General features: G+C 64.4%; 23 protein-coding genes. 7 read left to right on the top strand and 16 right to left on the bottom strand.

What is annotated here, in order from left to right; all coding sequences use genetic code 11:
* Position 1: 1 nt before the first annotated feature.
* Positions 2-901 (top strand): 4-hydroxy-tetrahydrodipicolinate synthase family protein, encoded by a 900-nt coding sequence (locus ACZ50Q_RS23250; protein WP_464079674.1) that lies wholly within the window; start codon positions 2-4, stop codon positions 899-901.
* On the opposite strand, the gene ACZ50Q_RS23255 is transcribed toward ACZ50Q_RS23250, so the two are convergent.
* From ACZ50Q_RS23255 to icd, 3 genes are all read right to left on the bottom strand, one after another.
* The gene (locus tag ACZ50Q_RS23255) at positions 879-2,420 is read right to left on the bottom strand and encodes a methyl-accepting chemotaxis protein (RefSeq protein WP_464079675.1); all 1,542 of its coding nucleotides are present in this window, start codon (positions 2,418-2,420) and stop codon (positions 879-881) included. The two genes, ACZ50Q_RS23250 and ACZ50Q_RS23255, sit on opposite strands and share 23 nt — an antisense overlap.
* Before the next feature lie 215 nt (positions 2,421-2,635).
* The gene (locus ACZ50Q_RS23260; RefSeq protein WP_464079676.1) at positions 2,636-3,895 is read right to left on the bottom strand and encodes an O-antigen ligase family protein; all 1,260 of its coding nucleotides are present in this window, start codon (positions 3,893-3,895) and stop codon (positions 2,636-2,638) included.
* A 159-nt stretch (positions 3,896-4,054) separates the two neighbouring features.
* Positions 4,055-5,311 carry an NADP-dependent isocitrate dehydrogenase gene (gene icd / locus ACZ50Q_RS23265; protein WP_076519098.1) on the bottom strand — a complete coding sequence of 419 codons (1,257 nt, stop codon included), beginning with the start codon at positions 5,309-5,311 and terminating at the stop codon, positions 4,055-4,057.
* Positions 5,312-5,515: 204 nt separating this feature from the next.
* Between icd and ACZ50Q_RS23270 the strand changes: the two genes are divergently transcribed.
* Complete coding sequence (locus tag ACZ50Q_RS23270) at positions 5,516-5,941, top strand: DUF1841 family protein (protein WP_076519097.1); 426 nt, start codon at positions 5,516-5,518, stop codon at positions 5,939-5,941.
* Between the two features lie 66 nt (positions 5,942-6,007).
* On the opposite strand, the gene ACZ50Q_RS23275 is transcribed toward ACZ50Q_RS23270, so the two are convergent.
* From ACZ50Q_RS23275 to ACZ50Q_RS23285, 3 genes are all read right to left on the bottom strand, one after another.
* A protein-coding gene (locus ACZ50Q_RS23275; RefSeq protein ID WP_464079392.1) for an IS3 family transposase occupies positions 6,008-7,356 on the bottom strand; the annotation gives its coding sequence in 2 pieces (ribosomal slippage) (positions 6,008-6,909 and positions 6,909-7,356; 1,350 coding nt in all).
* Positions 7,357-7,466: 110 nt separating this feature from the next.
* The gene (locus ACZ50Q_RS23280; RefSeq protein ID WP_076519096.1) at positions 7,467-7,829 is read right to left on the bottom strand and encodes a c-type cytochrome; all 363 of its coding nucleotides are present in this window, start codon (positions 7,827-7,829) and stop codon (positions 7,467-7,469) included.
* Between the two features lie 12 nt (positions 7,830-7,841).
* On the bottom strand, positions 7,842-8,195 hold the full coding sequence (locus tag ACZ50Q_RS23285) for a c-type cytochrome (protein ID WP_076519095.1): 354 nt from the start codon (positions 8,193-8,195) through the stop codon (positions 7,842-7,844).
* A 175-nt stretch (positions 8,196-8,370) separates the two neighbouring features.
* On the opposite strand from ACZ50Q_RS23285, the gene ACZ50Q_RS23290 reads away from it, so the two are divergent.
* Entirely contained in the window at positions 8,371-9,252 is an 882-nt protein-coding gene (locus ACZ50Q_RS23290) for an AAA family ATPase (RefSeq protein ID WP_076519094.1), read from the top strand.
* A gap of 25 nt (positions 9,253-9,277) precedes the next feature.
* Positions 9,278-10,450, top strand: a complete 1,173-nt coding sequence (locus ACZ50Q_RS23295) for a vWA domain-containing protein (protein ID WP_464079677.1) — start codon at positions 9,278-9,280, stop codon at positions 10,448-10,450.
* A gap of 27 nt (positions 10,451-10,477) precedes the next feature.
* On the opposite strand, the gene ACZ50Q_RS23300 is transcribed toward ACZ50Q_RS23295, so the two are convergent.
* From ACZ50Q_RS23300 to ACZ50Q_RS23310, 3 genes are all read right to left on the bottom strand, one after another.
* Positions 10,478-11,035 carry an N-acetyltransferase family protein gene (locus ACZ50Q_RS23300; RefSeq protein ID WP_464079678.1) on the bottom strand — a complete coding sequence of 186 codons (558 nt, stop codon included), beginning with the start codon at positions 11,033-11,035 and terminating at the stop codon, positions 10,478-10,480.
* Positions 11,036-11,164: 129 nt separating this feature from the next.
* Entirely contained in the window at positions 11,165-11,545 is a 381-nt protein-coding gene (locus ACZ50Q_RS23305) for a hypothetical protein (RefSeq protein WP_076519091.1), read from the bottom strand.
* A 283-nt stretch (positions 11,546-11,828) separates the two neighbouring features.
* The gene (locus ACZ50Q_RS23310) at positions 11,829-12,428 is read right to left on the bottom strand and encodes a GNAT family N-acetyltransferase (protein WP_464079679.1); all 600 of its coding nucleotides are present in this window, start codon (positions 12,426-12,428) and stop codon (positions 11,829-11,831) included.
* Positions 12,429-12,552: 124 nt separating this feature from the next.
* On the opposite strand from ACZ50Q_RS23310, the gene ACZ50Q_RS23315 reads away from it, so the two are divergent.
* The 3 genes from ACZ50Q_RS23315 to ACZ50Q_RS23325 all read left to right on the top strand — a co-directional run bounded on the left by ACZ50Q_RS23315 (position 12,553) and on the right by ACZ50Q_RS23325 (position 17,243).
* The gene (locus tag ACZ50Q_RS23315; RefSeq protein ID WP_464079680.1) at positions 12,553-15,309 is read left to right on the top strand and encodes a M16 family metallopeptidase; all 2,757 of its coding nucleotides are present in this window, start codon (positions 12,553-12,555) and stop codon (positions 15,307-15,309) included.
* Between the two features lie 292 nt (positions 15,310-15,601).
* A complete protein-coding gene (locus tag ACZ50Q_RS23320) occupies positions 15,602-15,991 on the top strand; it encodes a DUF4148 domain-containing protein (protein ID WP_092582365.1) in 390 nt (129 codons plus the stop codon).
* A gap of 970 nt (positions 15,992-16,961) precedes the next feature.
* Entirely contained in the window at positions 16,962-17,243 is a 282-nt protein-coding gene (locus ACZ50Q_RS23325; protein ID WP_076519086.1) for a DUF4148 domain-containing protein, read from the top strand.
* Between the two features lie 115 nt (positions 17,244-17,358).
* Here ACZ50Q_RS23325 and dnaJ read toward each other — a convergent pair whose 3' ends face one another.
* The 7 genes from dnaJ to hrcA form a co-directional block, all read right to left on the bottom strand.
* Positions 17,359-18,486, bottom strand: a complete 1,128-nt coding sequence (gene dnaJ / locus ACZ50Q_RS23330; protein WP_076519085.1) for a molecular chaperone DnaJ — start codon at positions 18,484-18,486, stop codon at positions 17,359-17,361.
* Positions 18,487-18,596: 110 nt separating this feature from the next.
* On the bottom strand, positions 18,597-20,522 hold the full coding sequence (gene dnaK / locus ACZ50Q_RS23335; RefSeq protein ID WP_076519084.1) for a molecular chaperone DnaK: 1,926 nt from the start codon (positions 20,520-20,522) through the stop codon (positions 18,597-18,599).
* A gap of 84 nt (positions 20,523-20,606) precedes the next feature.
* Entirely contained in the window at positions 20,607-21,011 is a 405-nt protein-coding gene (locus ACZ50Q_RS23340) for a thioredoxin family protein (RefSeq protein WP_076519083.1), read from the bottom strand.
* Positions 21,012-21,025: 14 nt separating this feature from the next.
* Positions 21,026-21,583, bottom strand: a complete 558-nt coding sequence (gene grpE, locus ACZ50Q_RS23345; protein WP_464079681.1) for a nucleotide exchange factor GrpE — start codon at positions 21,581-21,583, stop codon at positions 21,026-21,028.
* A 140-nt stretch (positions 21,584-21,723) separates the two neighbouring features.
* Positions 21,724-21,960: a hypothetical protein gene (locus ACZ50Q_RS23350; protein WP_092581967.1), complete on the bottom strand. Its 237-nt coding sequence runs from the start codon at positions 21,958-21,960 to the stop codon at positions 21,724-21,726.
* Positions 21,950-23,065: a ferrochelatase gene (hemH, locus tag ACZ50Q_RS23355; RefSeq protein WP_464079682.1), complete on the bottom strand. Its 1,116-nt coding sequence runs from the start codon at positions 23,063-23,065 to the stop codon at positions 21,950-21,952. Before hemH ends, ACZ50Q_RS23350 begins: the two co-directional genes overlap by 11 nt.
* 45 nt (positions 23,066-23,110) lie before the next feature.
* The gene (gene hrcA / locus ACZ50Q_RS23360; protein WP_076519079.1) at positions 23,111-24,115 is read right to left on the bottom strand and encodes a heat-inducible transcriptional repressor HrcA; all 1,005 of its coding nucleotides are present in this window, start codon (positions 24,113-24,115) and stop codon (positions 23,111-23,113) included.
* Positions 24,116-24,242 lie beyond the last annotated feature (127 nt).

The raw sequence follows: 24,242 nt of genomic DNA on the forward strand, positions 1-24,242 counted from the left end.
CATGGACATGCCCGCCAAACCCGTGTTCGAGGGCATCTGGCTGCCCATGGTGACGCCGATGCGCGGCGGCCATGTGGACCTGGACGCCGCGCAGGCGCTGGCCCGCTACTACCGCAATGCCGGCATGGCCGGCCTCGTCCTCTTCGGTTCCACCGGCGAGGGCAACCTGGTCGGCACGCCGGAAAAGATCGACATGATCGAAGCCATTACCAGCGACGCGCATGCGCTGCCGCTGGTCCTGGGCGTGGGCGGCGTCGACACGCGCGGCGTGGCGGCGGCGGTGCGCCGGCTGGACCGGTACGCGCCCGCCGGCTACCTGGTGCCGCCGCCGTATTACCTGGGCCCCTCGCAGGCGGGCATCGCATGGCATTACCGCCAGATCGCCTGGGCCACCGAGCGCCCCATCATTCTCTACAACATTCCCAAGCGCGCGGGCGTCGCCATGACGGTCGAGACCATGGAGGCCCTGGCCGCGATGCCGAATTTCGGCGCGGTAAAGGAGTGCAATCCGTCGGTGCTGGCCGCGCTGAATGCGCGCGGCCGCCTGGATGCGCTGTGCGGCGAGGACCTGGCCCTGCTGGACCACTTCCTGGCGGGCGGCCGGGGCGCCATACCGGCGGCCGCGCATCTGTATCCCGAGCGCTTCGTCGAGATCATGCAGCTTGCGCGCGATGGCCAGGCCCACGCCGCGCGGGAACTGTTCGAACCGCTGGTTCCCCTGATCCGCCTGCTGTTCAGCGAACCCAACCCCGCGCCGATCAAGCGCGCGCTCGCCATGCAGGGCCTGATCGCCGACGAATTGCGCATGCCCATGACGCCCGCCAGCCGCGAGCTGGGCTCGCGGCTGCAACGCGCGATGAAGCGGATGCCGGATCCGGTCAGCCGGCTGCAGACAGCCTGAAGATCGACACGGCGCGCGCCAGGTCTCCCGCCTGGTCGTGCAGCGTGGCCGCCGAGGCGGCAAACTCCTGCACCAGCGCCGCGTTCTGCTGGGTCGCGCCGTCCAGGTGCGTCACGGTGAGGTTGATCTGCTCGATCCCCGCGCTCTGCTCGCCGGACGCCGTGGCGATCTCGCGCATCAGCGGCGCGCTGGTGGCGGCCGATTCCAGCACGCTGCCCATCGTGGCGCTCGCCTGCTCCACCCGCTGGCTGCCCCGCGTCACGGAGTCGGACGACGCTTCGATCAGCGTCTTGATCTCCTTGGCCGCCGTGGCCGAACGCTGCGCCAGCGCCCGCACCTCGCCCGCCACCACCGCAAACCCGCGCCCCTGCTCGCCGGCCCGCGCCGCTTCGACGGCGGCGTTCAGCGCCAGGATATTCGTCTGGAATGCGATCTCATCGATCAACCGGATGATCTCGTCGATACGCTGCGAACTGCGCGATATCTCGCGCATGGCATCGATGGCGTGCTGCGTCTCGTCGCTGCCCTGTTGCGCCAGCCGGGCCGCCTCGCCGGCCAGCGCACTGACCTCGCGCACATGCTCGGCGCTCTGCCGCGCGGTCGCGGTGATTTCTTCCACGCTGGCCGCCGTCTGTTCCAGGGCGGCCGCCTGCTTTTCCGTGCGATCGGACAGGTCCATGCTGCCTGCGGCGATCTGGCGGGAAGCGGCCGCGATCGAAGCGGTGGAATGCACGATGCTGCGCACCGCCGTGTCCAGGCGTTGCTGCATGCGCGCCATCGCGTCGAACAACTGGCCGATCTCGCCCCGGTGATGGCGCGAGATGGCGCTGGACAGATCGCCGTTGGCCACGCGCTCGCACACCGCCACCGCTTCGTCCAGCGGCCGCAGGATGTGCGTGCTGAAAAAGCGCAGCGCCGCCGCCAGCACCAGGGCCAGCAGGCCCAGCGTCACGCTGCCCTGCCGCCAGAGCGTGCCGTAGAAGGCCGCGTCGACGTCGTCCACGTACAGGCCCGTGAACATCAGCCAGCCCCAGTCCGGGTCGTAGGCCGCGTAGGTGATCTTGGGCAGCGCGTCGTCGGCGCCGGGGCGCGGGAACAGGTAGCGCACGTAGCCCCCGCCCGCCTTGCCCTGCGCATACAGGTTTTCGAAGAGCGGCTGGCCGTCGCTGTCGCGGATGCCCCGCACGTTGGTGCCGACCAGCTTGGCGTCGGGATGGATCAGCAGCGCGTAGTCGTCGCCAAAGGCGCCCACGTACCCGTCCTCGCCGTATCGCATCTGCGACAGCTGACGCGCGGCATCGCGCTTGGCCTCGGCCAGGGGCACGCCCTCCCGCACCCGCTGCTTGCCGTCGCGCACGACGCCCGCGGCCAGATCCAGCACGTGGCGCAACGCCGCCTTGCGGTCATCCACCATCTCGGCGCGGCGCTGCCAGGCGTCCCATACGCCCAGCGCCAGGACGGCGGCGCCGATGGCAAACACGAACCACAACAATTCCCTACGCAAGCTGGAACGACTCATCGACTCTCTTCTGCATCCACAGCCGAAACAAATCACTGCGAAATATGACGTTTTATTTACCAAAGGTTGGCCAGCATACCGTTTCAAACTTTGTTTTGATAAGAATTGACTAGTCACTTTGATCTAGCTCAAATCCAATGCCAATAAAAAAACGCAAGGCGGGTCGCGCCTTGCGTTGTCGGGAAGCCGGACGGCGGGCCTTGCGCCCGCGCCGCCTACGGCCCGGGGCGGTCGGCGCGTTGCGTACGCGCCGTGGTCAATGCAATCAGCGTCACCGTGATCAGCGCGTAGGTCGGCACGCTGCGCATGTTGCGGAACATCATCTCGGTCAGGCTGAAGGCGCAATAACCCAGGCAGAAGAGCAGCCCCATCTGCGCCCCCACACGGATGACCCGGTCGTCGCTGGCCAGGCGCCGGAAGAAGATGGCCGCCGGCAGCAGGTACAGCGTCAGCATGCTCAGCAGGCCCAGCAGGCCGTAACCGGCCAGGGCCGCCAGCAGATCATTGTGGGGCTCGCCGAATCCATCCACGACCTCCTGTGTCACGATGCCCTGCCCCTGCAGCACGCGCAGCTCTTCGCGGAACTTGCTGGGGCCGATGCCGACGATCGGGCTCTTTTCGAACATCAGGATCGAGGCATGCCACAGTTGCAGCCGGATGCCGAACGAGGTGTCGCGATTGGCCGACGTGGCAAAGCCCTGCACGTCGTGGGTGATCTCCTGCATGCGGCTGCTGTAGTTCCAGATGGCGGCCGCGCTGGCCACCAGCGCCACGCCCACGGCCAGCGCGCAGTACACCTTGTGGCGCCGCCGCCAATTGCGCAGGCCCAGCAGGAACACCAATCCCAGGATGGGCAGCAGCATCCAGCTGCTGCGGGTTTCGGACATCCATGTGGCGCACACGGAGAGGGCCGCGGCCAGCAGCTTCAGGCCGGTCTCGAGGCGCGGCCATCGCGATCCGGGCCCCCAGCCGAGCGACAGCAGGGTCATGCTGCCGAACAGCAGCACCATGTTGGCAAAGGCCACGGCGTTGTAGCGACCGCCAACCTCGACCACCGCCCCGCGGCCGCCGGTCATCATCGTGAAAATCAGAAGCCCGGACCCCGCCAGCGCCCCCGCGAGCAGGGTCCATTCAACGTGGCGCAGCAGCCGTTGCGGCGCGCGCAGCAACAGCCACAGCACGGGCAGCGCCAGCGCAAAGCGCAGCAGTTTTTCGAGTTCGGAATTGCTCCACACGCCCAGCACCGAGGACGTGATCAGCATACAGGCAAGGGGCGACAGCAACGCCAACGCCATGGGCCATAGCGCCCGCAAGTCCATGGGCTCATAGCGCCTGACCGCATTCGCGGCGATGGCGAAAAGCGCGATCAGCGCGCTCAGGTACAGCACGGCGGGGCCGCCCACCGGACTGGTCAACGCCAGGGCGGGCATCAGCAGCACCAGCCAGGCGGCCAGGGTTACATACATTCGGGGCACAACAATCAACCTGGAAAAAACTGAGCACGCGCGTCGCGCGTCATGCCGGTCGGTTAGACAAAACCCGCCCGCCATGACGGCGGGCGGGTTTGGCGGAACATGCGGGACCAGGCCGGGTGCGCGGGGCGGACAGCCTCGCGCGACGGCCCTGGCCGCGGATTACATGTTTTCGATCATCACCTGGCCAAAGCCCGAGCACGACACCTGCGTCGCGCCTTCGAGCAGGCGGGCAAAGTCGTACGTGACCTTCTTGGACTGGATGGACTTTTCCATGCTGGAGATGATGAGGTCGGCGGCTTCGGTCCAGCCCATGTGACGCAGCATCATTTCGGCGGACAGGATCTCGGAACCGGGGTTCACGTAGTCCTTGCCGGCGTACTTGGGCGCCGTGCCGTGGGTGGCTTCGAACATGGCCACGGAATCGGACAGGTTCGCACCCGGGGCGATGCCGATGCCCCCCACCTGCGCGGCCAGCGCGTCAGAGATGTAGTCGCCGTTCAGGTTCAGGGTGGCGATGACGTCGTATTCGGCCGGGCGCAGCAGGATCTGCTGCAGGAAGGCGTCGGCAATCACGTCCTTGACGATGACCTCGCGGCCGGTCTTCGGATTCTTGAATTTGCACCACGGGCCGCCGTCGATCAGTTGCGCGCCGAATTCCTTCTGCAGGAGCTCATAGCCCCAGTCGCGAAAGCCGCCTTCGGTGAACTTCATGATGTTGCCCTTGTGCACCAGCGTCAGCGACGAGCGGTCGTTGTCAATGACGTACTGGGCGGCCTTGCGCACCAGGCGCTCCGTGCCCTCGCGCGACACGGGCTTGATGCCGATGGACGAGGTGTTGGGGAAGCGGATCTTCTTCACGCCGAGCTTGGTCTGCAGGAACTGGATCAGTTCCTTGGCCTGCTCGCTTTCGGCCATGTATTCGATGCCGGCGTAAATGTCTTCCGAGTTCTCGCGGAAGATCACCATGTTGGTCTTTTCGGGTTCGCGCACCGGGGACGGCACGCCCTTGAAGTACGCCACTGGGCGCAGGCACACGTACAGGTCGAGCTGCTGGCGCAGCGCCACGTTCAGCGACCGGATGCCGCCGCCAACCGGCGTGGTCAGCGGACCCTTGATGGAAACCACGTAGTCTTTGACGACTTCCAGGGTTTCGTCGGGCAGCCACACGTCCGGACCGTAGACCTTGGTGGCCTTTTCGCCGGCGTAGACCTCCATCCAATGGATCTTGCGCTTACCGCCGTAGGCCTTCTGCACGGCCGCGTCGACGACCTTGATCATCACGGGGGTGATGTCGGCGCCCGTGCCATCGCCTTCGATGAAGGGGACGATGGGCTGGTCAGGCACGTTCAGCGAGAAATCGGCGTTGACCGTGATTTTCTGGCCGCCGGCGGGAACCTTGATATGTTGGTAGGACATGAATGCTCCATTTGCTCCGGGTGGTTTTTCTGCACGCGCCAGAATCGGACAGCGTCCGATTCCGCGGGTCGTACCGCCTCCTGCGAACCGCACACCGGATGGCGGATAGCAACCCATTCTATATCGCAAAGCGGCGGGCAAAACCGGCGGTCCCCATGGGGCGGTAAAATAATGCGACCACATCCTGCTTTTGGCCCCCTCCCGATGTTCAATCCCTCCCGCGACCAAGTCCGCGAATTCTTTATCGAAACCTGGCGCAAGCATCGCGCCAGCGAGGTGCTGACCCCGCTCGAGGCCATCGCGCTGGACTGGATCATCGAACACCCGGAATACCACGCCGACCTCGAAAGCCCGGAAGCCATGGCCACCGAATACGCCGTGGAAAAAGGCCGGACCAATCCTTTCCTGCACCTGTCCATGCACCTGGCCATCGCGGAACAGTTGTCGATCGACCATCCGCCCGGCATCCGCCAGGCCTACCAGCAGCTCACCGCGCGCTCGGACGCGCACCACGCCGCCCATGAAATCATGGAATGCCTGGGACAGGTGGTCTGGGAAGCGCAACGCCTGGGCACGCCGCTGGACAGCGACACCTACATCGACCTGATTCGCCGCCGCGCCAGTCTCTGAAGCCCTGCCCTGCGGGCAAATAAAAACCCTCGTTTCTGAACTGACCCCCAGAAGTTGGACGGTCAACTAAAGCCCGAAGGCCTGAGCTCGGTATTGCACCGGGCTCAGGCCTTTTAGCTTGAGCTTGATGCGGTTGTGATTGTAGTAATGGATGTACTGCCGGATGCCGGCCTGCAACTGCTCGATGCTCTCGAAGCGGTTGAGGTGGAAGAACTCTGCTTTGAGCGTGCCGAAGAAGCTTTCCATGGCGGCATTGTCCAGGCAGTTGCCCTTGCGTGACATGCTCTGCGTGACGGACCGGGCGGCCAGCATGCGCCGGTAGATGGGCTGCTGGTATTGCCAGCCCTGGTCGGAGTGCAGCACGGGGCGCTCCGTCGGCCGCAGCCGCGCCAGCGCCTTCTTCAGCATGCTGCCCACGAGCTTGAACACCGGCCGCAGAGCGGTCTCGTAGGCCACGATCTCGCCGTTGTACAGGTCCATCACCGGCGACAGGTACAGCTTCTCGCCACGCACGTTGAACTCGGTCACGTCGGTGACCCACTTCTCGTTCGGACGCTCGGCCTCGAAGCGACGCGCCAACACGTTGGCCGCCACATGATGCGACTGACCTCGGTAGGACCGGTACTTCTTGGCGCGCACGAGCGACTTCAAGCCCAGCGCCTGCATCAGCTTCTGCACCGTCTTGTGATTCACCAGCTCACCTGCCTGGCGCAGCACCGCCGTGATCCGGCGGTAACCATAGCGGCCCTTGTGTTGCGCATAGACCGCGTCGATGCGCTGCTTGAGCTCGGCGTACGGGTCCACGGCGCCAAGCGCCTTCAGGTGGTAATAGAACGTGCTGCGCGACAGCTTGGCTGCTCTCAGCAATAGCGCCAGCGGATGACGATGCCTCAACCCTTGGACCATTTGCGCTTTTTCACCAGCGCTTCGGTCCGTTCCGCTTGGATCAAGGCATCGAGTTTTTTTAGGTAATCGAGCTCCGCTCGCAGGTACGCGTTCTCTTCGCGCAACTGCTTCTCTGTCATGTCCTTGGCTGTTGGCTCGGGTGGATACTTGTGTGGCATGGCGGGGCTATCTCGACGTCTGGGCTCCAATGCGCCCATTCCGCCCTCATCATACCCACGACGCCATTTGCCGATGGTCCCGGAATCGCCCAAGTTGTAAACCGCCACAGCCTGCCTGTCCGACAAGCCGTCCTGCTCGATGCGCTTCAACACCTCAAATTTGAATTGCGCCGAATACCGCTTGCGCGGCCTGACTAAACCAGCCCGTCCATGCAGTTGGTAGACAGCCACCCATCGCCGCAGCAACGCATAGTCCACGCCGACCTCCCGCGCCACTTCCGCATAACTATGCTGTTCAGACAGATACCGCCGGACAGCGTCCAGTTTGAACTGCTCGTCGTACTTTGCCATGCAAAAAACCCCCGAAGGATGGATCAAAGTCCAACTTTCGGGGGTCAGTTCATTTCCGAGGGTTTTCTTGATGGGCCGGCGCCTTGCGCCTGCCTTGGCGTGCGCCTGCCTCAGCGGCGCACACCCAGGTCGCTGGGCAGCGATGCCAGCCAGGCCGACACGTTGGAGATGTCCTGGTCGGACAGTTGCGTGGCGAAGGCGCCCATGATGGGGTTCTTGCGCACATTGGCCGTGGCTGCGCTGCCGGAGGCGCCGCGCTTGTAGGCCTTCAGGGCATGGGCCAGATAGTCGGCATGCTGGCCGGCCAGCGTGGGATACGCGGGATCCACCGCGGTCTTGGCATCGGCGCCGTGGCAGGATGCGCAATTGAATTTTTCGAAGACGGCCTTGCCGGCCGCCAGGTCCTGCGCCTGGGCGGCTGCGCCCGAGATGGCCAGGGTCGCGCCCGCAAGGGCAAGCATGGTGCGATTCATGGTGTTGCCCCCTTATTTGAGATTCGAGTAGTACGCGGCCAGGTCGGCGATGTCCTGGTCGGACAGGCTGCCGGCAATGGCGTCCATCGTGGGATGGCTGCGCGCGCCTTTCTTGTACTCGTTGAGGGCGGTTTCGATGTACTTGGCGTTCTGGCCAGCAATCATCGGAACATGGTACAGCTCGGGAAACGTCGCCTTGTAGCCCGGAATGCCATGGCAACCGATGCACATGGAGACCTTGTCGCGGGCGTTCTGGGCATTACCGACCGGCGCTGCGTCTGCAGCAACAGCCTGGCCGGCGATCGCACAGGATGCCATCGTGGCCAACACGGAAACCGTGTACTTCAGAGAGGTTCGCAACTTCATTGGAATGACTCTTCTTGGTATGGCTAAGGACTAGGGCCTGCTCACACGAAAAGGCCCTCTGCAAACACGTTGCGGGTGGAACCCAAAGCAAAACCGCCTGATTGTACGATAATTGCTCAGGATTAATACCTTGCGTTAGTGTTGATCCCCATCAAACCACAGAAGCCATCAGACCATGCCCGCAGCCCAGACCGCCTCATCCGCCAAGCCAGTCCGCTTCGATGGCACCGACACCTACGTCGCCACCGATGACCTCAAGCTCGCCGTCAACGCCGCCCTAACCTTGCAGCGCCCGCTCCTGATCAAGGGCGAGCCCGGCACCGGCAAGACGATGCTGGCCGAAGAAGTCGCCCGCGCGCTGGGACGGCCGCTGCTGCAATGGCACATCAAATCCACCACCAAGGCGCACCAGGGCCTCTACGAATACGACGCGGTGTCGCGCCTGCGCGATTCGCAGCTTGGCGACGAAAAGGTCCGCGACATCCGCAACTACATCGTGCAGGGCACGCTGTGGCAGGCGTTCCAGTCGCATGAGCCGGTGGTGCTGCTGATCGACGAAATCGACAAGGCCGACATCGAATTCCCCAATGACCTGCTGCGCGAGCTGGACCGCATGGAATTCCACGTGTACGAAACGCGCGAGACCATCGCCGCGCGCCACCGTCCGCTGGTCATCATCACCTCCAACAACGAAAAAGACCTGCCCGACGCCTTCCTGCGCCGCTGCTTTTTCCACTATATCCGCTTCCCGGACCGCGACACGATGCGCGACATCGTGGCCGTCCACTACCCCGACCTGAAGCAGGACGTGCTGCGTGCCGCGCTGGACACGTTCTTCGCGCTGCGCGATGCGCCCGGCCTGAAGAAAAAGCCCTCCACGTCCGAATTGCTGGACTGGCTGCGCCTCTTGCTGGCCGAGGACGTCTCGGCCGCGCAGATCGACGCGCACGCCGCCACGGCCGTGCCCATGATGGCCGGCGCGCTGCTCAAGAACGAGCAGGACGTGCATCTGCTCGAACGCCTGGCTGCCATGACGCGCGGCGGCCAGCGCCGCTGATCCGGCATCCACGGGCGGCCCACACATGCTGATCGACTTCTTCTACCACCTCAGGGCGCACAAGCTGCCCGTCTCGGTCAAGGAATACCTGACGCTGGTGGATGCCCTGCGCCAGGACCTGATGTCGCCCACGCTGGACGAGTTCTACTTTCTTGCGCGCGCCACGCTGGTCAAGGACGAGTCGCTCTACGACCGCTATGACAAGGCGTTTGGCGCCTATTACCGGGGCATCGAGGCCGCGCTGCCGGCGGGCAAGGAGATCCCGCTCGACTGGCTGATCAAGCAGTTCGAAAAAAGCCTGTCGCCCGAAGACAAGGCCGCCATCCAAAAGCACGGCTGGGACAAGCTCATGGAGCTCTTCAAGGAGCGCCTGGACGAGCAGAAGGAACGCCACGCGGGCGGCAGCAAATGGATCGGCACCGGCGGCACCTCGCCCTTCGGCAACGGCGGCTACCACCCCGAAGGCATCCGCGTCGGCGGCGCGTCGGCCGGCAACCGCACGGCGGTCAAGGTCTGGGACATGCGCCAGTTCAAGGACTACGACGACCAGGTGGAACTGGGCACGCGCAACTTCAAGGTGGCCCTGCGGCGGCTGCGCCGCTTCGCGCGCGAAGGCGCCGACATGGAATTGGACCTGGACGACACCATCGCCAGCACCGCGCGCAATGCCGGCCACCTGGACCTGCGCATGGTCCCGGAGCGCCACAACACGGTCAAGGTGCTGATGCTGCTGGACGTGGGCGGCAGCATGGACGACCACATCGGCCGCGTCGAAGAACTGTTCTCCGCGGCCCGCAGCGAGTTCCGCAACCTGGAGGTGTACTACTTCCACAACTGTCCATACGAAAGCCTTTGGCAAAGCAACCGCCGCCGCCAGAGCGAGCGCTTCGACACCTGGGACGTGCTGCGCAAGTACAACCCCGACTGGCGCCTGATCATCGTGGGCGACGCCACCATGAGCCCCTACGAAATCCTGCAGCCCGGGGGGTCCGTCGAGCACTACAACAAGGAGCCGGGCGCCGAATGGATGCGCCGGCTGCTGGACGCCTGGCCCAAGTCGGTCTGGCTGAATCCCGAGCCCACGGCCTCGTGGCAGTACCGCCAGTCCATCGCGCTGATGCGCGACATCATGCAGGACCGCATGTATCCCGTGACGGTCGCCGGCCTGGAGCAGGCGATGCGGATGCTGTCCAAGTAAAGCGGGGCCCTGCGCGGATTCGGCCGATCAGCCGTCCACCGGGTTTTCCGGCGTGTCCAGCGTGAGCTGATAGAACGCCAGGTCAAGCCAGCGCCCGAACTTGAAGCCCGCCTCGCGAATGGTGCCAGCGTGCACGAAGCCCAGTTTTTCGTGCAGCCGGATGCTCCCCTGGTTGGACGCGTCGATGCCGCCGATCAGGACATGCACCCCATTGGCGCGCGCCCGTTCGATCAGTACGCGCATCAGCGCTTCGCCCAGCCCGCGCCCCCGAAAGCGCGCATCCACATACACCGAGTGCTCGACGGAATACTTGTAGGCGGGCCACGCGCGGAACGTGCCGTAGCTGGCGAACGCCATCAGTTCGCCGGCCTCGTTCTCCAGTCCCACGACCGGAAAGCCGCCCTGCTGCTTGGCCTGGAACCACCCCTGCATGGCCTCGCGGGGCCGCGGCTTGTAGTCGTAGAGCGCGGTGGACGTGGCAATGGCGTCATTGAAGATGGCCAGGATCTGGTCGGCATGGCGCGCGTGCGTGCAGTCGACCAGTGCGGTGCCTTGCGGGGCGTGAAGTTCGGCGGGCGTGTTCATGCCCGGGATTTTAGCCAGTGCGGCGGACGGCGCGCCCGGCTCAGGGCAAAAATGCGGCGCGGCCGCCACAGGCAAAAAAAAACCGGCGATGACGCCGGTTCAGGGAGGTGTTGCCGCTTCTGGCCACTCTCAGGCGGCGCGGCTCTCCACAGATCGTTGGACGTTTTGCGCCGTGTGGCGCAACCCTGGGCATTGCCGCCAGGCCAGTTCATCGGCGTCCATATCCAGGTCGAACAAATCCTGCGCGGCGGGCCACGGATGGGTGCGCGCGGAGGCGCCCTCCATTTCAAGCACATGGCCGGCAAATCCGCGGGGCGATCCCCCACACTCCGCGAAATACCGCTGCGTATTCAAGTCCACCACGTACGTGGTCAGGTCATGGGTCAATATGGCCACGTATTGGCCGTCATCACTGGCATATGCGTATTGAAACTGTCCTTTGATGCCATCGCCGCTAAGGGCGTTGCCGGTCAATTGGGACAAGGCACGCGTGACGAGCTCGGTCAGCATGGGTCGTTCCTCCGTAGAATGCGCCGGCAGGATGCCGGCGGCGAAGGCGCGAACGACAAGCACCGGCGCCGCGCTGCGGCGGCGTCTGGCGTTGGACGGGAAGCCGGTAAGACGGCCGTCGCGCATCCCGTCAACAACAGCGAATTCGTCCATAAGAGCTTACACCCGCGCGCCGGACGGGTTCAAATCCCCAGGGAAAACGGGCCTGCTGCATCGCAGCATGACAGTTGGCGCGGCTTGGCGCAGCCCGGTGCCACCCCCGGTGCCCCCCCCCCGGCGCCCCTTAAGCGGCCGGGAATACCTCGCCGTCGCGGGCGAAGTCGCCGTCCTGCTGGCGGCGCCAGCTGGCTCGGGCAATGCGGTACAGGACATGCGCGCGCAGCGGATGTCCGGCCGGGACGGCGGGATGGTCGAAGCTGCCGGCGTCGGCCGTCATGCCCAGGCGGTCCATCACCGCACGGGACCGCTGGTTGCCGGTGGCCGTGAACGCGACGATTTCATCCGCCCCGACCTGTTCGAAGCCCACGCGCAGCGCCGCGTCGGCCGCCTCGCTGGCGTAGCCCCGTCCCCAAAATGGCTGGGCGAGGCGCCAGCCGATCTCCACACCCGGCCCGAACGGCAGGCTGCTCGCCAGGGGCTTGATGCCCACGAAGCCGATGAAGGGCGCCACGCCCGGCGCTTCCACCGCCCAGAACCCCCAGCCGTGCTCGTCGATGCCCGCCGCCAGCCGGTCGGCCAGGGCATCGCTCTCCTGCGCCGTGAGAGGCAGCAGAAACTGCGTCACCTGCGGATCGCCGTTGAGCGCGGCAAACGGCTTGCGGTCGGCGGCCCGCCATTGCCGCAGCACAAGGCGCGACGTTTCGACTTCCACGGTCAGGGACATAGGGGCTTCCTCAGATTGCGGCCGGCGCCGGCGCGCCGCGTCCAGGGCGGCCGGCATGCCCGCCTGAACCATTGCCAACGTATACACTCCAACGGATTCTGCCATGCCAAAGGAATGATCCGCCATGCGCTTGTCCCTGTCGAAGCTGCCACGCCCATTGGGCGTGCTGCTGTTTTCCTCCTTCCTGGCCTTCCAGGCCGGGGCCGCCAGCCTGCCGGCAGGCGTCACGGAGGCCGCCTCGATCGAAGGCATTACCGAATATCGGCTGGCCAATGGCCTGCGGGTGCTGCTGGTGCCCGACGAATCCAAGCCGTCCACCACGGTCAACATGACGTACCTGGTGGGCTCGCGCAATGAGAACTACGGCCAGACCGGCATGGCGCACCTGCTGGAGCACATGCTGTTCAAGGGCACCTCGACCACCCGCAACGCCATGGGCGAGTTCTCGCGCCGCGGCCTGCAGGCCAACGGCTCGACCTCCAGCGACCGCACCAATTATTTCGCCAGCTTCGCGGCCAATCCCGAGACGCTGAAGTGGTATCTGGGCTGGCAGGCCGACGCGATGGTCAATTCGCTGATCGCCAAGGAAGACCTGGACTCGGAAATGACCGTGGTCCGCAACGAAATGGAAAGCGGCGAGAACAATCCGTTCCGCATCCTGATGCAGAAGATGCAGGCGGCGGCGTTCCAGTGGCACAGCTACGGCAAGAACACGATCGGCGCGCGTTCCGACGTCGAGAACGTGGACATCGGCCAGCTCCGCGCCTTCTATCACGAGTACTACCAGCCCGATAACGCCGTGCTGATCGTGGCGGGCAAGTTCGATCCGCAGACGACGCTGGCGGACATCGAGGCCACGCTGGGCAAGCTGCCCAAGCCCGACCGCAAGCTGCCGCCCGAGTACACGGTGGAACCGGTGCAGGACGGCGAGCGCTCGGTGACGCTGCGCCGCACGGGCGGCACGCCGCTGGTGGCGGCGATGTACCACATCCCGGCGGGCGCCAGCCCTGATTTCGTGCCGTTCGACCTGGCCACCACGATCCTGTCCGACACGCCGTCGGGCCGCCTTTACCATGCGCTGGTCCCGACCAAGCTGGCCTCGGGCGTGTTCGGTTTCACGATGGAAAACCTGGACCCGGGGCTGGCGATGTTCGCCGCCCAACTGACGCCAGGCAAGGACCTGGACGCGGCGATGAAGGCGCTGACGGGCACGCTGGAGTCCCTGGACAAGAAGCCCTTCACGCAGCAGGAGCTGGACCGCGCGCGCAGCAAGTGGCTGACCGCCTGGGAGCAGACGTACAGCGATCCCGAACAGGTGGGCGTGGCGCTGTCCGAGGCCATCGCCGCGGGCGACTGGCGTCTCTTCTTCCTGCAGCGCGACCGCGCGCGCCAGGCGACGCTGGCCGAGGTGCAAAAGGCCGCGACGACCTATCTGGTGCAGAGCAACCGCGTCGAGGGCCGCTACATCCCCACGGAAAAGCCCGAGCGCGCGCCGCAGACCCAGCGCGTGGACCTGAGCGCGGTGTTCAAGGACTACAAGGGCGATCCGGATTTCAAGGCCGCTTCGGCGTTCGATCCCTCGCCGGAAAACATCGACAAGCTCACCCAGCGCAAGACGCTGGAACTGCCCAATGGCCCGGTGAAGCTGGCGCTGCTGCCCAAGGCGACGCGCGGCAGCCGCGTGCAGGCGCAGATGCTGATCCAGTTCGGCAACGAGAAGGACCTGCTGGGCCAGCGCGTGAATTCGAGCGCGGCGGCCGATCTGCTGCTGCGCGGCACGGACAAGCTGTCGCGCCAGGACATCCAGGACCAGCTGGACAAGCTGCAGGCCGAGCTGGGGTTCAGCGGCGGCGGCACGACGCTCAAGGTGGCGATGTCGACCAAGGGCGAGAACCTGCCGGAACTGACGGCGCTGGCCCTGGAGATCATCCGCAACGCCAGCTTCCCGAAGGAACAGGTCGAGGAATACCAGCGCCAGCTTGAAACGTCGATCCAGAACGCCATGACCGAACCCTCGGCCCTGGCTGGCCGCACCCTGGCCCGCCACGACAATCCGTGGCCTGCCGACGACCTGCGCTATGTGCCCACCTTCGAGGAGTCGCTGGCGGGCGTGCGCGCGCTGAACCGCGAGGCGCTGGCCAAGTTCCATGCCCAGTTCTATGGCGCGGGGGACATCGAGTTTTCCGCCGTGGGCGATTTCGAGCCGCAGGCCGTCGAAAAGGCCCTCAGCACGGGCCTTGCCGGCTGGAAGAAGGCGCCGGCCTACACCCGTGTGCCCAATCCGTACCGCGACGTGCCGCCCAAGCAGTTCGACATCAATACGCCGGACAAGGCCAATGCGTTCTATCTGTCGCGCCTGCCGCTGAAGCTGCAGGACACGGACGCGGATTACGCGGCGCTGTATCTGGCCAATTACCTGTTCGGCGCCTCGGAGACGTCACGCCTGTGGAACCGGGTGCGCGAGACGGAGGGCCTGTCCTACAACGTGCGCAGTTCGCTGTCGGTGTCGTCGTTCGAGCCGTCGGCCAGCTGGAGCATCTATGCCATCTATGCGCCGCAGAATCGTGAACGCCTGGAGAAGGCGGTCAACGAGGAACTGGCGCGGGCGCTGAAGGATGGCTTTTCGGACAAGGAAATCACGGAAGGCATCACGGCGCTGCTGAACTATCGCAATCTGGCGCGCGCCCAGGACGATGTGCTGGCGAGCACGTGGGTGGACTATCTGGATAGGGGCCGCACGTTTGCCTGGTCCGCGGAGATGGACAAGAAGATTGCCGCCTTGACGCCGGAATCCGTGAATTCGGCGCTGCGCAAGTATCTGCGTCCGGAAGGATTCAGCACGGCGCTCGCGGGCGACTTCAAGAAGCCCGCCAAGCCCTGATACGGGCCGGCTTGGCTGCTGGATAAACCCCTGCTTCGGCAGGGGTTTTTTTGCATGATGAGGGGTGGAAAAGGCGCCTGTCATGGGCGGCAGGGGTCATGACCATGCCAATAATGGGTGAATTTCGGCATCCAAATCCGATTACTCGGTTATTTGGAAAGATGTTTTCAAGGAATCAGGGTTTATCCCAGGTGGGATGACGCGCACAATTCAGTCATCGGGAACAGCAAACGAACCACGACGGAGTGCCGCCGGATTCGGTCCCACCTAATGACGAATTGGAGGTCTCACCATGAAAACCCTAGCCACTACCCTTTTCCTATCCCTGGCCCTGGCCGGAGCCGGCGCGCAAGCCGCAGGCGTCGAACAAGCGAAGAGCCGCGCCCAGGTGGCGACCGAGTTGCAACAAGCGAAGGCGAGCGGCCAATACACGTTCGGCGAGCTGGACTATCCGCCCGCCCTGCCCCAGACGACCAGCCTGAGCGCGCAGGAAGTGCAGGCTCAGTTGCAGCAAGCCAAGGTCAGCGGCCAATACACCTTCGGTGAACTGGAATACCCCCCCGTCGCCGCGGCGACCGGCAGCGCCAAGTCGCGCGCCGATGTCCAGGCGGAGCTGGCGCAAGCGAAGGCCAGCGGTCAATACACGTTCGGCGAGCTCGAGTACCCGCCGATCAGCCGGTGAGCTGCTTGCTGTAGCCCGGCCGGCCTCGGGTGGCATCATGGCCTGAGGCCGGTATTTTCGGCGTACAGCGGCGGTTGAAGTAGTAGTAGTAGTAGTAGTAGTAGTAGTAGTAGTAGTAGTAGTAGTAGTAGTAGTAGTAGTAGTAGTAGTAGTAGTAGTAGTAGTAGTAGTAGTAGTAGTAGTAGTAGTAGTAGTAGTAGTAGTTGAAGTTGAAGTTGAAGTTGCTGTGATGCAGTTGGTAGTTGTAGTCAGCAGTAGCAGTAGCAGTTGCAGTTGCAGTAGCGGAGGGACCGGGGCGCGAGCCGCGGTCCCTTTTTTGTGTGCATGAGTGGCTGGGGCGAGCGCGGGTTCTTTAGCCGCCCGGCGCGGCCGCGCCCCCCAGCGCGCGGGGCCACGATTGCGGTCCGGAGCCTTCGCTTCGGACTTCCCCTGCCTCATCCTCGTCATCGCCTGCGGCGATTCCTTCGGATTCCGTTGGGCTTATCGACGCCCCGCGCGCTGGGGGGCACGGCCACACCAGGCTTGCGTTGTTGAATGGCCTCGAGCGCTGGGACGGGTGGTTTTCTTGGCGTTCTTCTTGGCGTTTTGAGCTGGCAGGAAGATCTTGCGTGGCCCGCGCTGCGTCGGCCGCGCGGGCGGCCTGGCAGCGCTTACGCAATGAGTCGCGTCAGGGGGAGGCCGCTGCGCGCTTGATGGAGAGCCTGCGTCAAGGGGGGCACTGCGTGCTGATTTAGCGCCCGCTTCAGGATTGAGCGTCGCTTTGCTGGTGGAGGGCGCCTTGGCTTCGTAATTCTGCATTGCAAATTTTCGAAACCCTTCGATTTTTCGCAAACGTGGGAGGTGATTTCATCCCGTGCGGGTCTTTGCCGAGATTTTGGCGTCCAGCGCCTGGCCATCGGAATCAACAGATGGACCACGACAGAAGGCCGCCGGGCTCGGTCTCATTTAAAACAATCTGGAGGTCTCACTTATGAAAATACTGGCCACGACGCTGTTTTTTTCCCTGGCCCTGGCAAGTGCCGGCGCTCACGCAGCTGGCGATGAACAATCCAAATCCCGCGCCCAGGTCGCAGCCGAACTGCAAGAAGCCAAGCTCAGCGGCCAATACGCTTTCGGCGAGCTGGATTATCCCGCGGCGCAGCCTCACACCTCCAGCCTGACCGAACAGGACGTGCGCGCCCAGCTTCAACAAGCCAAAGTCAACGGCGAATACACCTTCGGCGAGCTCGACTACCCGCCCGCCACCCGCTAAGCGGCTCGCCGTTCTACGGGATCCCGCAATCCCATCCGTAGCGCGCCAGGCACGCCTGCCCGAAAAAAAAGCCGCGACGAACGTCGCGGCTTTTTTGCGCTGATCGGCAGCGCGATCAGCTGAAGAATTCCTTCACGCGGTCCGTCCAGGATTTGCTCTGCGGCGAGTGGCGGTCGCCGCCGTCGTTCAGCGACGCTTCGAACTGGCGCAGGATGCTCTTCTGGTCGTCGCTCAGGCGCACCGGCGTTTCGACCACGACGTGGCAGTACAGGTCGCCCGGGTAGCTGCCGCGCACGCCGCGGATGCCCTTGCCGCGCAGGCGGAAGGTCTTGCCGGATTGCGTGCCTTCGGGGATGGAGATTTCGGCCTTGCCGCCCAGCGTGGGGACCTGGAGCTCGCCGCCCAGCGCCGCCGTGGTGAACGGGATGGTCAGTTCGCAGTGCAGATCGTCGCCGTCGCGCTGGAAGATCTTGTGCTGCTTGATGTGGATTTCCACATACAGGTCGCCCGGAGGACCGCCATTGATGCCAGGTTCGCCGTTGCCGCTGGAGCGGATGCGCATGCCGTCGTCGATACCGGCCGGGATCTTGACCTGCAGGGTCTTGTTGCGGCGGATGCGGCCGACGCCGTCGCAGGCCTGGCACGGATCGGTAATTTCCTTGCCGTTGCCGTGGCAGGTGGGGCAGGTCTGCTGGACGCTGAAAAAGCCCTGCTGCATGCGCACGGCGCCGGAACCGCCGCAGGTGCGGCAGGTCTTGGGCGAGGTGCCGGGCTTGGCGCCGGAACCGTGGCAGGTGTCGCAGTTTTCCCAGCTGGGAACGCGGATCTCGGTGTCGAAGCCGGCTGCGGCCTGTTCCAGGGAGATTTCCAGCGCGTACTTGAGGTCGGCGCCGCGGTAGACCTGCGGGCCGCCGCCGCGACGTCCGCCGCCGCCGCCGAAAATTTCGCCGAAGATGTCGCCGAATGCGTCGGCGAAGCCGCCGCCCATGCCCGCGCCGCCCATGCCGGCGGCGTTGGGGTCCACGCCCGCATGACCGTAGCGGTCGTACGCGGCGCGCTTTTGTTCATCGCCCAGGACCTCGTAGGCTTCCTTGGCTTCCTTGAACTTCTCTTCGGCTTCTTTGCTGTCCGGATTGCGGTCCGGATGGTATTTCATGGCCAGCTTTCGATAGGCCTTCTTGAGATCGTCGTCCGAGGCATTCTTTGCCACACCCAGGACGTCGTAATAGTCGCGTTTTGCCATGATCCGTGGGCTCAAAAATCGAGCCTTCTTTTCAGTGCTACAGAATGAGTTCGCCCGGTAGACGGATTTCTCCGGCTACCGGGCGGCAGAGGCAGGTCAGCGCCCGGCCATTATTGGTCGCGCTTGACTTCCTTGAAGTCGGCGTCGACGACGTTGTCGTCCACCGGCTTCGCGTTGTCGGCGGCCTGCTGCTGGCCAGCGGCCTGTTGCGCCTGCATGTCGGCGTACATCTTCTCGCCCAGCTTCTGCGATGCCGTGGACAGCGCTTCGACCTTGGCGTCGATCGCGGCCTTGTCGCCTTCCTTCAGCGTGTCTTCCAGGTCCTTGATCGCGGCTTCGATGCTTTCCTTCTCGGAAGCTTCGAGCTTGTCGCCGTACTCGGTCAGCGACTTGCGGGTGGCGTGCACCAAGGCATCGGCCTGGTTGCGCGACTGGGCCAGCTCGGCAATGCGGTGATCTTCCTCGGCGTTGGCCTCGGCATCCTTGACCATGCGCTGGATCTCGTCTTCCGACAGACCCGAGTTGGCCTTGATGGTGATCTTGTTTTCCTTGCCGGTGCCCTTGTCCTTGGCGGACACGTGCAGGATGCCGTTGGCGTCGATGTCGAACGTGACTTCGATCTGCGGCATGCCGCGCGGCGACGGCGGAATGCCTTCGAGGTTGAACTCGCCCAGGGCCTTGTTGCCCGCGGCGATTTCACGTTCGCCCTGGAACACCTTGATGGTCACGGCCGGCTGGTTGTCGTCGGCAGTGGAGAACGTCTGCGAGAACCGGGTCGGGATCGTGGTGTTCTTCTGGATCATCTTGGTCATCACGCCGCCCAGGGTTTCGATACCCAGCGACAGCGGCGTCACGTCCAGCAGCAGCACGTCCTTGCGGTCACCCGACAGCACGGAGCCCTGGATGGCGGCGCCCGCGGCGACGGCTTCATCGGGGTTCACGTCCTTGCGCGGATCCTTGCCGAAGAATTCCTTCACCTTTTCCTGGACCTTGGGCATGCGGGTCATGCCGCCGACCAGGATCACGTCGTCGATGTCGGAAACCTTCACGCCGGCGTCCTTGATGGCGACACGGCAGGGCTCGATCGTGCGTTCGATCAGTTCTTCGACAAGCGCTTCCAGCTTGGCGCGCGTGATCTTCAGGTTCAGGTGCTTGGGACCGGAGGCATCCGCCGTGATGTACGGCAGGTTGATTTCGGTCTGCTGCGCGGAGGACAGCTCGATCTTGGCCTTTTCGGCGGCTTCCTTCAGGCGCTGCAGGGCCAGCACGTCCTTGGACAGGTCGACGCCTTGTTCCTTCTTGAACTCGGCAATGATGTAGTCGATGATGCGCTGGTCGAAGTCTTCGCCGCCCAGGAAGGTGTCGCCGTTGGTCGACAGCACTTCGAACTGCTTTTCACCGTCCACGTCGGCGATTTCGATGATGGACACGTCGAACGTGCCGCCGCCCAGGTCATAGACGGCGATCTTGCGGTCGCCCTTTTCGGTCTTGTCCAGGCCGAACGCCAGCGCCGCGGCGGTGGGTTCGTTGATGATGCGCTTGACTTCCAGGCCCGCGATGCGGCCGGCGTCCTTGGTGGCCTGGCGCTGGCTGTCGTTGAAGTAGGCGGGCACGGTGATGACGGCCTCGGTCACTTCTTCGCCCAGGTAGTCCTCGGCGGTCTTCTTCATCTTGCGCAGCACGTCGGCCGACACTTGGGGAGGCGCCATCTTCTTGCCGCGCACTTCCACCCAGGCGTCGCCGTTGTCGGCCTTGACGATGGCGTAGGGCATCAGGTTGATGTCCTTCTGCACCGCCTTTTCTTCGAACTTGCGGCCGATCAGGCGCTTCACCGCATACAGGGTGTTGCGCGGGTTGGTCACGGCCTGGCGCTTGGCCGGCGCGCCGACCAGGGTCTCGCCGTCATCCATGTAGGCAACGATGGAGGGAGTGGTGCGAGCGCCTTCCGCGTTTTCGATGATCTTGACCTGCCCGCCGTCCATGACAGCCACGCAGCTGTTGGTCGTTCCCAGGTCAATGCCAATAATCTTGCTCATGGTGGGTTACCTTGATTATTAAATCTATGAAAATTTGGGGAAAACTGCTTGTCCCCCCATAACTGGGGTTGCCCGAGGGGTTTTTCAAGACGCCGGGCGGGAAATTTCCGCGCCCGGTTCCTGCAGGCGGTGGATCGCCGCCGTGAACTGGGGCAATCCGGGCCAGCCGGTGATGCGCCCCAGCCGTTTCCCGGACCGGTAAAGCACAAAAGTGGGGACGCCATGCAACGAAAAGCGCCGGCCCAGCGGTTCATCCGCATAGACGTCGGCCTCGAACCAGGTGAGGCCCAGGCCCAGCAGCGTTTCCTGGTGCAGCAGCGCGGCCTGCTTGAACAGGTTGCAGTTGTAGCAGTCCTGCCCCCACAGGAACACGCAGCGCAGGTCCGAGCCGGGCGCCTGCACGACCGCCGCATCGAATCCGGCCGTGTCGACATGACGCATGCCGAACACCTGGAATACCTGCGCCGGATCGAAGCGGGGGTCCGTCATGGCGGAGAAACCAATCAGCCCTGGCCGGCCGACACGACCACCAGCGCCGGGCGCAGGGTACGGTCGGCAATCACGTAGCCCTTCTGCAGCAATTGCACCACCGTGTTGGCGGGCTGCTCGTTGGGAATGGACGAAATGGCCTGGTGCTGGTGCGGATCGAACTTGTCGCCCTGCGCCGGCGCGATTTCCTTGAGCAGGTTGCGCTCGAAGGCGGCGGCAAGCTGCTTGAGGGTGACTTCGACGCCTTCGCGCAGCGTGTCGACCGTCTGGTCAGGCTGGGCCAGCGCGGCTTCCAGGCTGTCCTTGACCGGGACCAGGCTTTCGGCGAACGATTCGATGCCGAACTTGCGCGCCTTGGACACTTCTTCCTGGGCGCGGCGGCGCACGTTCTCGGCTTCGGCCTGCACACGCAGAAGCTGGTCGTGCTGCTCGTTGACGGTAGCCTGGGCGGCGTCCAGTTGGGCGCGCAACTCGTTCAGCTCGGCCTGCGTAGCGTCCTGGGCGGCGGGTGCCGCGTCGGCGCTCTGGCCGACTTCGGGCGCCTGCTCAGCAGGCTCGTGGGGTGCCGTCATGGGGAATCCTCCAAAAAGAATGGCTTTCGCAGACATGAATGGGGGCCAATACCCCTATTTCAAGCCCGGGTAAGTGAAAAATTCCCACACGGCGGCGGTCAGGGCGCCGCGCGAACGGACCGCCCTGGGTCTCGAACCGCTTACTTCTTGCTGGGCTGCGCCGGCGCGACGGGGTCGCTGGCCGGAAAACTTTCCTTCAATGCGCGGTCGACACGCTTGTCGTCCGCATCCGGATTGGAGGGAATCGCGACCGGGTCGCTGGCCGGAAAGGTGTCGGCCAGGGCTTCGTCCAGCTCGTGTTCGATGTGGTCTTCATCGACCGGGGTGCTTACGCTCCCCTTTTTCGTCGACTTTCCAGTCTTGGGATCATGCTGCATGCGCCTTCTCCTTCAAGTCCGTGGTGCCTGGTACCCACCCCTGCAAGTGCCGTGCCACCAGTCCGGACAGCCCCGCGATCCAGGCTTCGTCGTCGTTGATGGCCGGAATGTAACGGAACTGCCTGCCCCCGGCTTCGAGGAAGGCGTCCCGGCATTCCAGGCTGATTTCTTCCAGGGTTTCAAGACAGTCTGCCACAAATCCCGGACACACCACATCGACCTCGGTGACGCCCGAGGCGGCCAGCGCCTTGAGCGTCGGCTCGGTGTAGGGCTCCAGCCAGCGGGCGGTGCCGAACCGGCTCTGGAACGTCACTTCGATCTGGTCGCGCGGCAGGGACAGGCGTTGCGTCAGGAGCCGGGCCGTCTCCAGGCAATCGCGGTAGTAGGGGTCGCCAAGCTCGATCGAGTAGCGCGGCAGCCCGTGAAAACTCATGACCAGCTTCTGGGGCTTGCCTTGCTCCAGCCAGTATCGCTCGATGCGCGCGGCCAGCGGGTCCAGGTAGGCCGGATCGTCGTGGAAGCGCTTGATGAAGCGCATCTCGGGCTGGTCGCGCAGCCTGCCCGCATGGCGGGTGACCGCATCGACCACCGTGGCGGTGGTGCTGGCGGCGTACTGCGGATACAGCGGCACGGTGAGGATGCTTTCGCAGCCCTGCTTGCGCAGGTTCGAGATGGCATCGGGAATGGAGGGATTGCCGTAGCGCATGCCCAGTTCGACCACGGCGTCCACGCCCGCGGCGTGCAAAGCGGCGCGCACGCCGTCCGCCTGCCGCTTGCTGTAGACCATCAGGGGCGAGCCCTCCTGCATCCAGATGCCGGCGTAGCGCGGCTCCAGCCGCTTGGGACGGCGGACCAGCACGATGCCGTGCAGGATGGGCTTCCAGAGGTAGCGCGGGATCTCGATGACGCGGGGATCGGAAAGAAATTCACCGAGGTACTTGCGGATGTCCTTGGCCGTCGGGGTGTCCGGCGTGCCCAGGTTCACCAGCAGCACGCCGACCTTGCCCGGCACGCGCGGCGGCGGATCTTCGTTGAAGGGGTCTTCTTGCTGCGGTTCAGGAAGGTAGCGCTCAGGCCAGAGATACTTGAACAGGCGAAGAAACACAAAAACTCCCGTTCCTCCGCAAGGAGGATGTAGCTTTGAATGGAACTACTGATTGTGGCTGAGGGCGTTGGACAGCAAACGCGCCGTGATGTCCACGATGGGAATGACGCGTTCGTAGGCCATGCGGGTCGGGCCGATCACGCCCAGGGTGCCCACCACCTTGCCATCCACGCCGTATGGGGCGGTGATGACGGAGACGTCTTCCATGGGCACAAGCTGCGAATCGCCGCCAATGTAGATCTGCACGCCCTGCGCCCGGCTGGACACGTCCAGCAACTGCAGCAGATCGGTCTTTTTCTCGAACAGCGAGAACATCTTGCGCAACCGGTCCATGTCGGACGCGATGTCGGTCACGTCCAGCAGCTTGCGTTCGCCGGAAATGACCACGGCATCGCCGTCTTCGGCGGCTTCGGCGCTGGCCTCGACGGCGGCCTGCATCAGGCGCGAGATGTCTTCGCGCAGTTGGGCCAGTTCGGTCGACAGCGTCTGCCGGACGGCATTGAAGGACTTGCCGGCGAAATGCATGTTGAAGAAGTTGCCGGCCTCGAGCAGCTCGGATTCGGAGTAATCGCGCTGCACGAAAAGAATGCGGTTCTGGACGTCGCCGTCGGGCGTCACGATGATGAGCAGGACGCGCTTGTCCGACAGGCGGATGAATTCGATCTGGCGAAAGACCTGCGCGCGCTTGGGCGTGAGCACCACGCCCGCGAACTGGGTCAGGTTCGACAGCAGCGCCGCGGCCGCGTTGACGGCGCGGGTGGGCTCGGCCGCCGAGAGCATTTCGCCCATGTTGTGCGGCTGCAGCTGGTACGACTGCACCGACAGCAGCGAATCGACGAACATGCGGTAGCCGCGCGGCGTGGGTACGCGGCCGGCCGAGGTGTGCGGACTATGGATCAGCCCCAGCTCTTCCAGGTCCGCCATGACGTTGCGGATGGTGGCCGGGGACAAATCGAAGACTTTAGATAGCGTCCGCGAGCCGACTGGCTGCCCATCGGCGATGTAGCGTTCTATCAACGCTTTCAGTAATGCGCGTGCGCGGTCATCCATAACGGCTATTTTAGGGAATCTTTTCCAATTGAGGCGATTTTTGTCCCGCAACCCGATATACGGCCCCATATAATCGGCTAACCGGCTCATTTCGGGCTGGATTCGGCTTTCCGGTTTCGCCCTTCTC

This window comes from Achromobacter sp. T5-5, assembly GCF_055397965.1.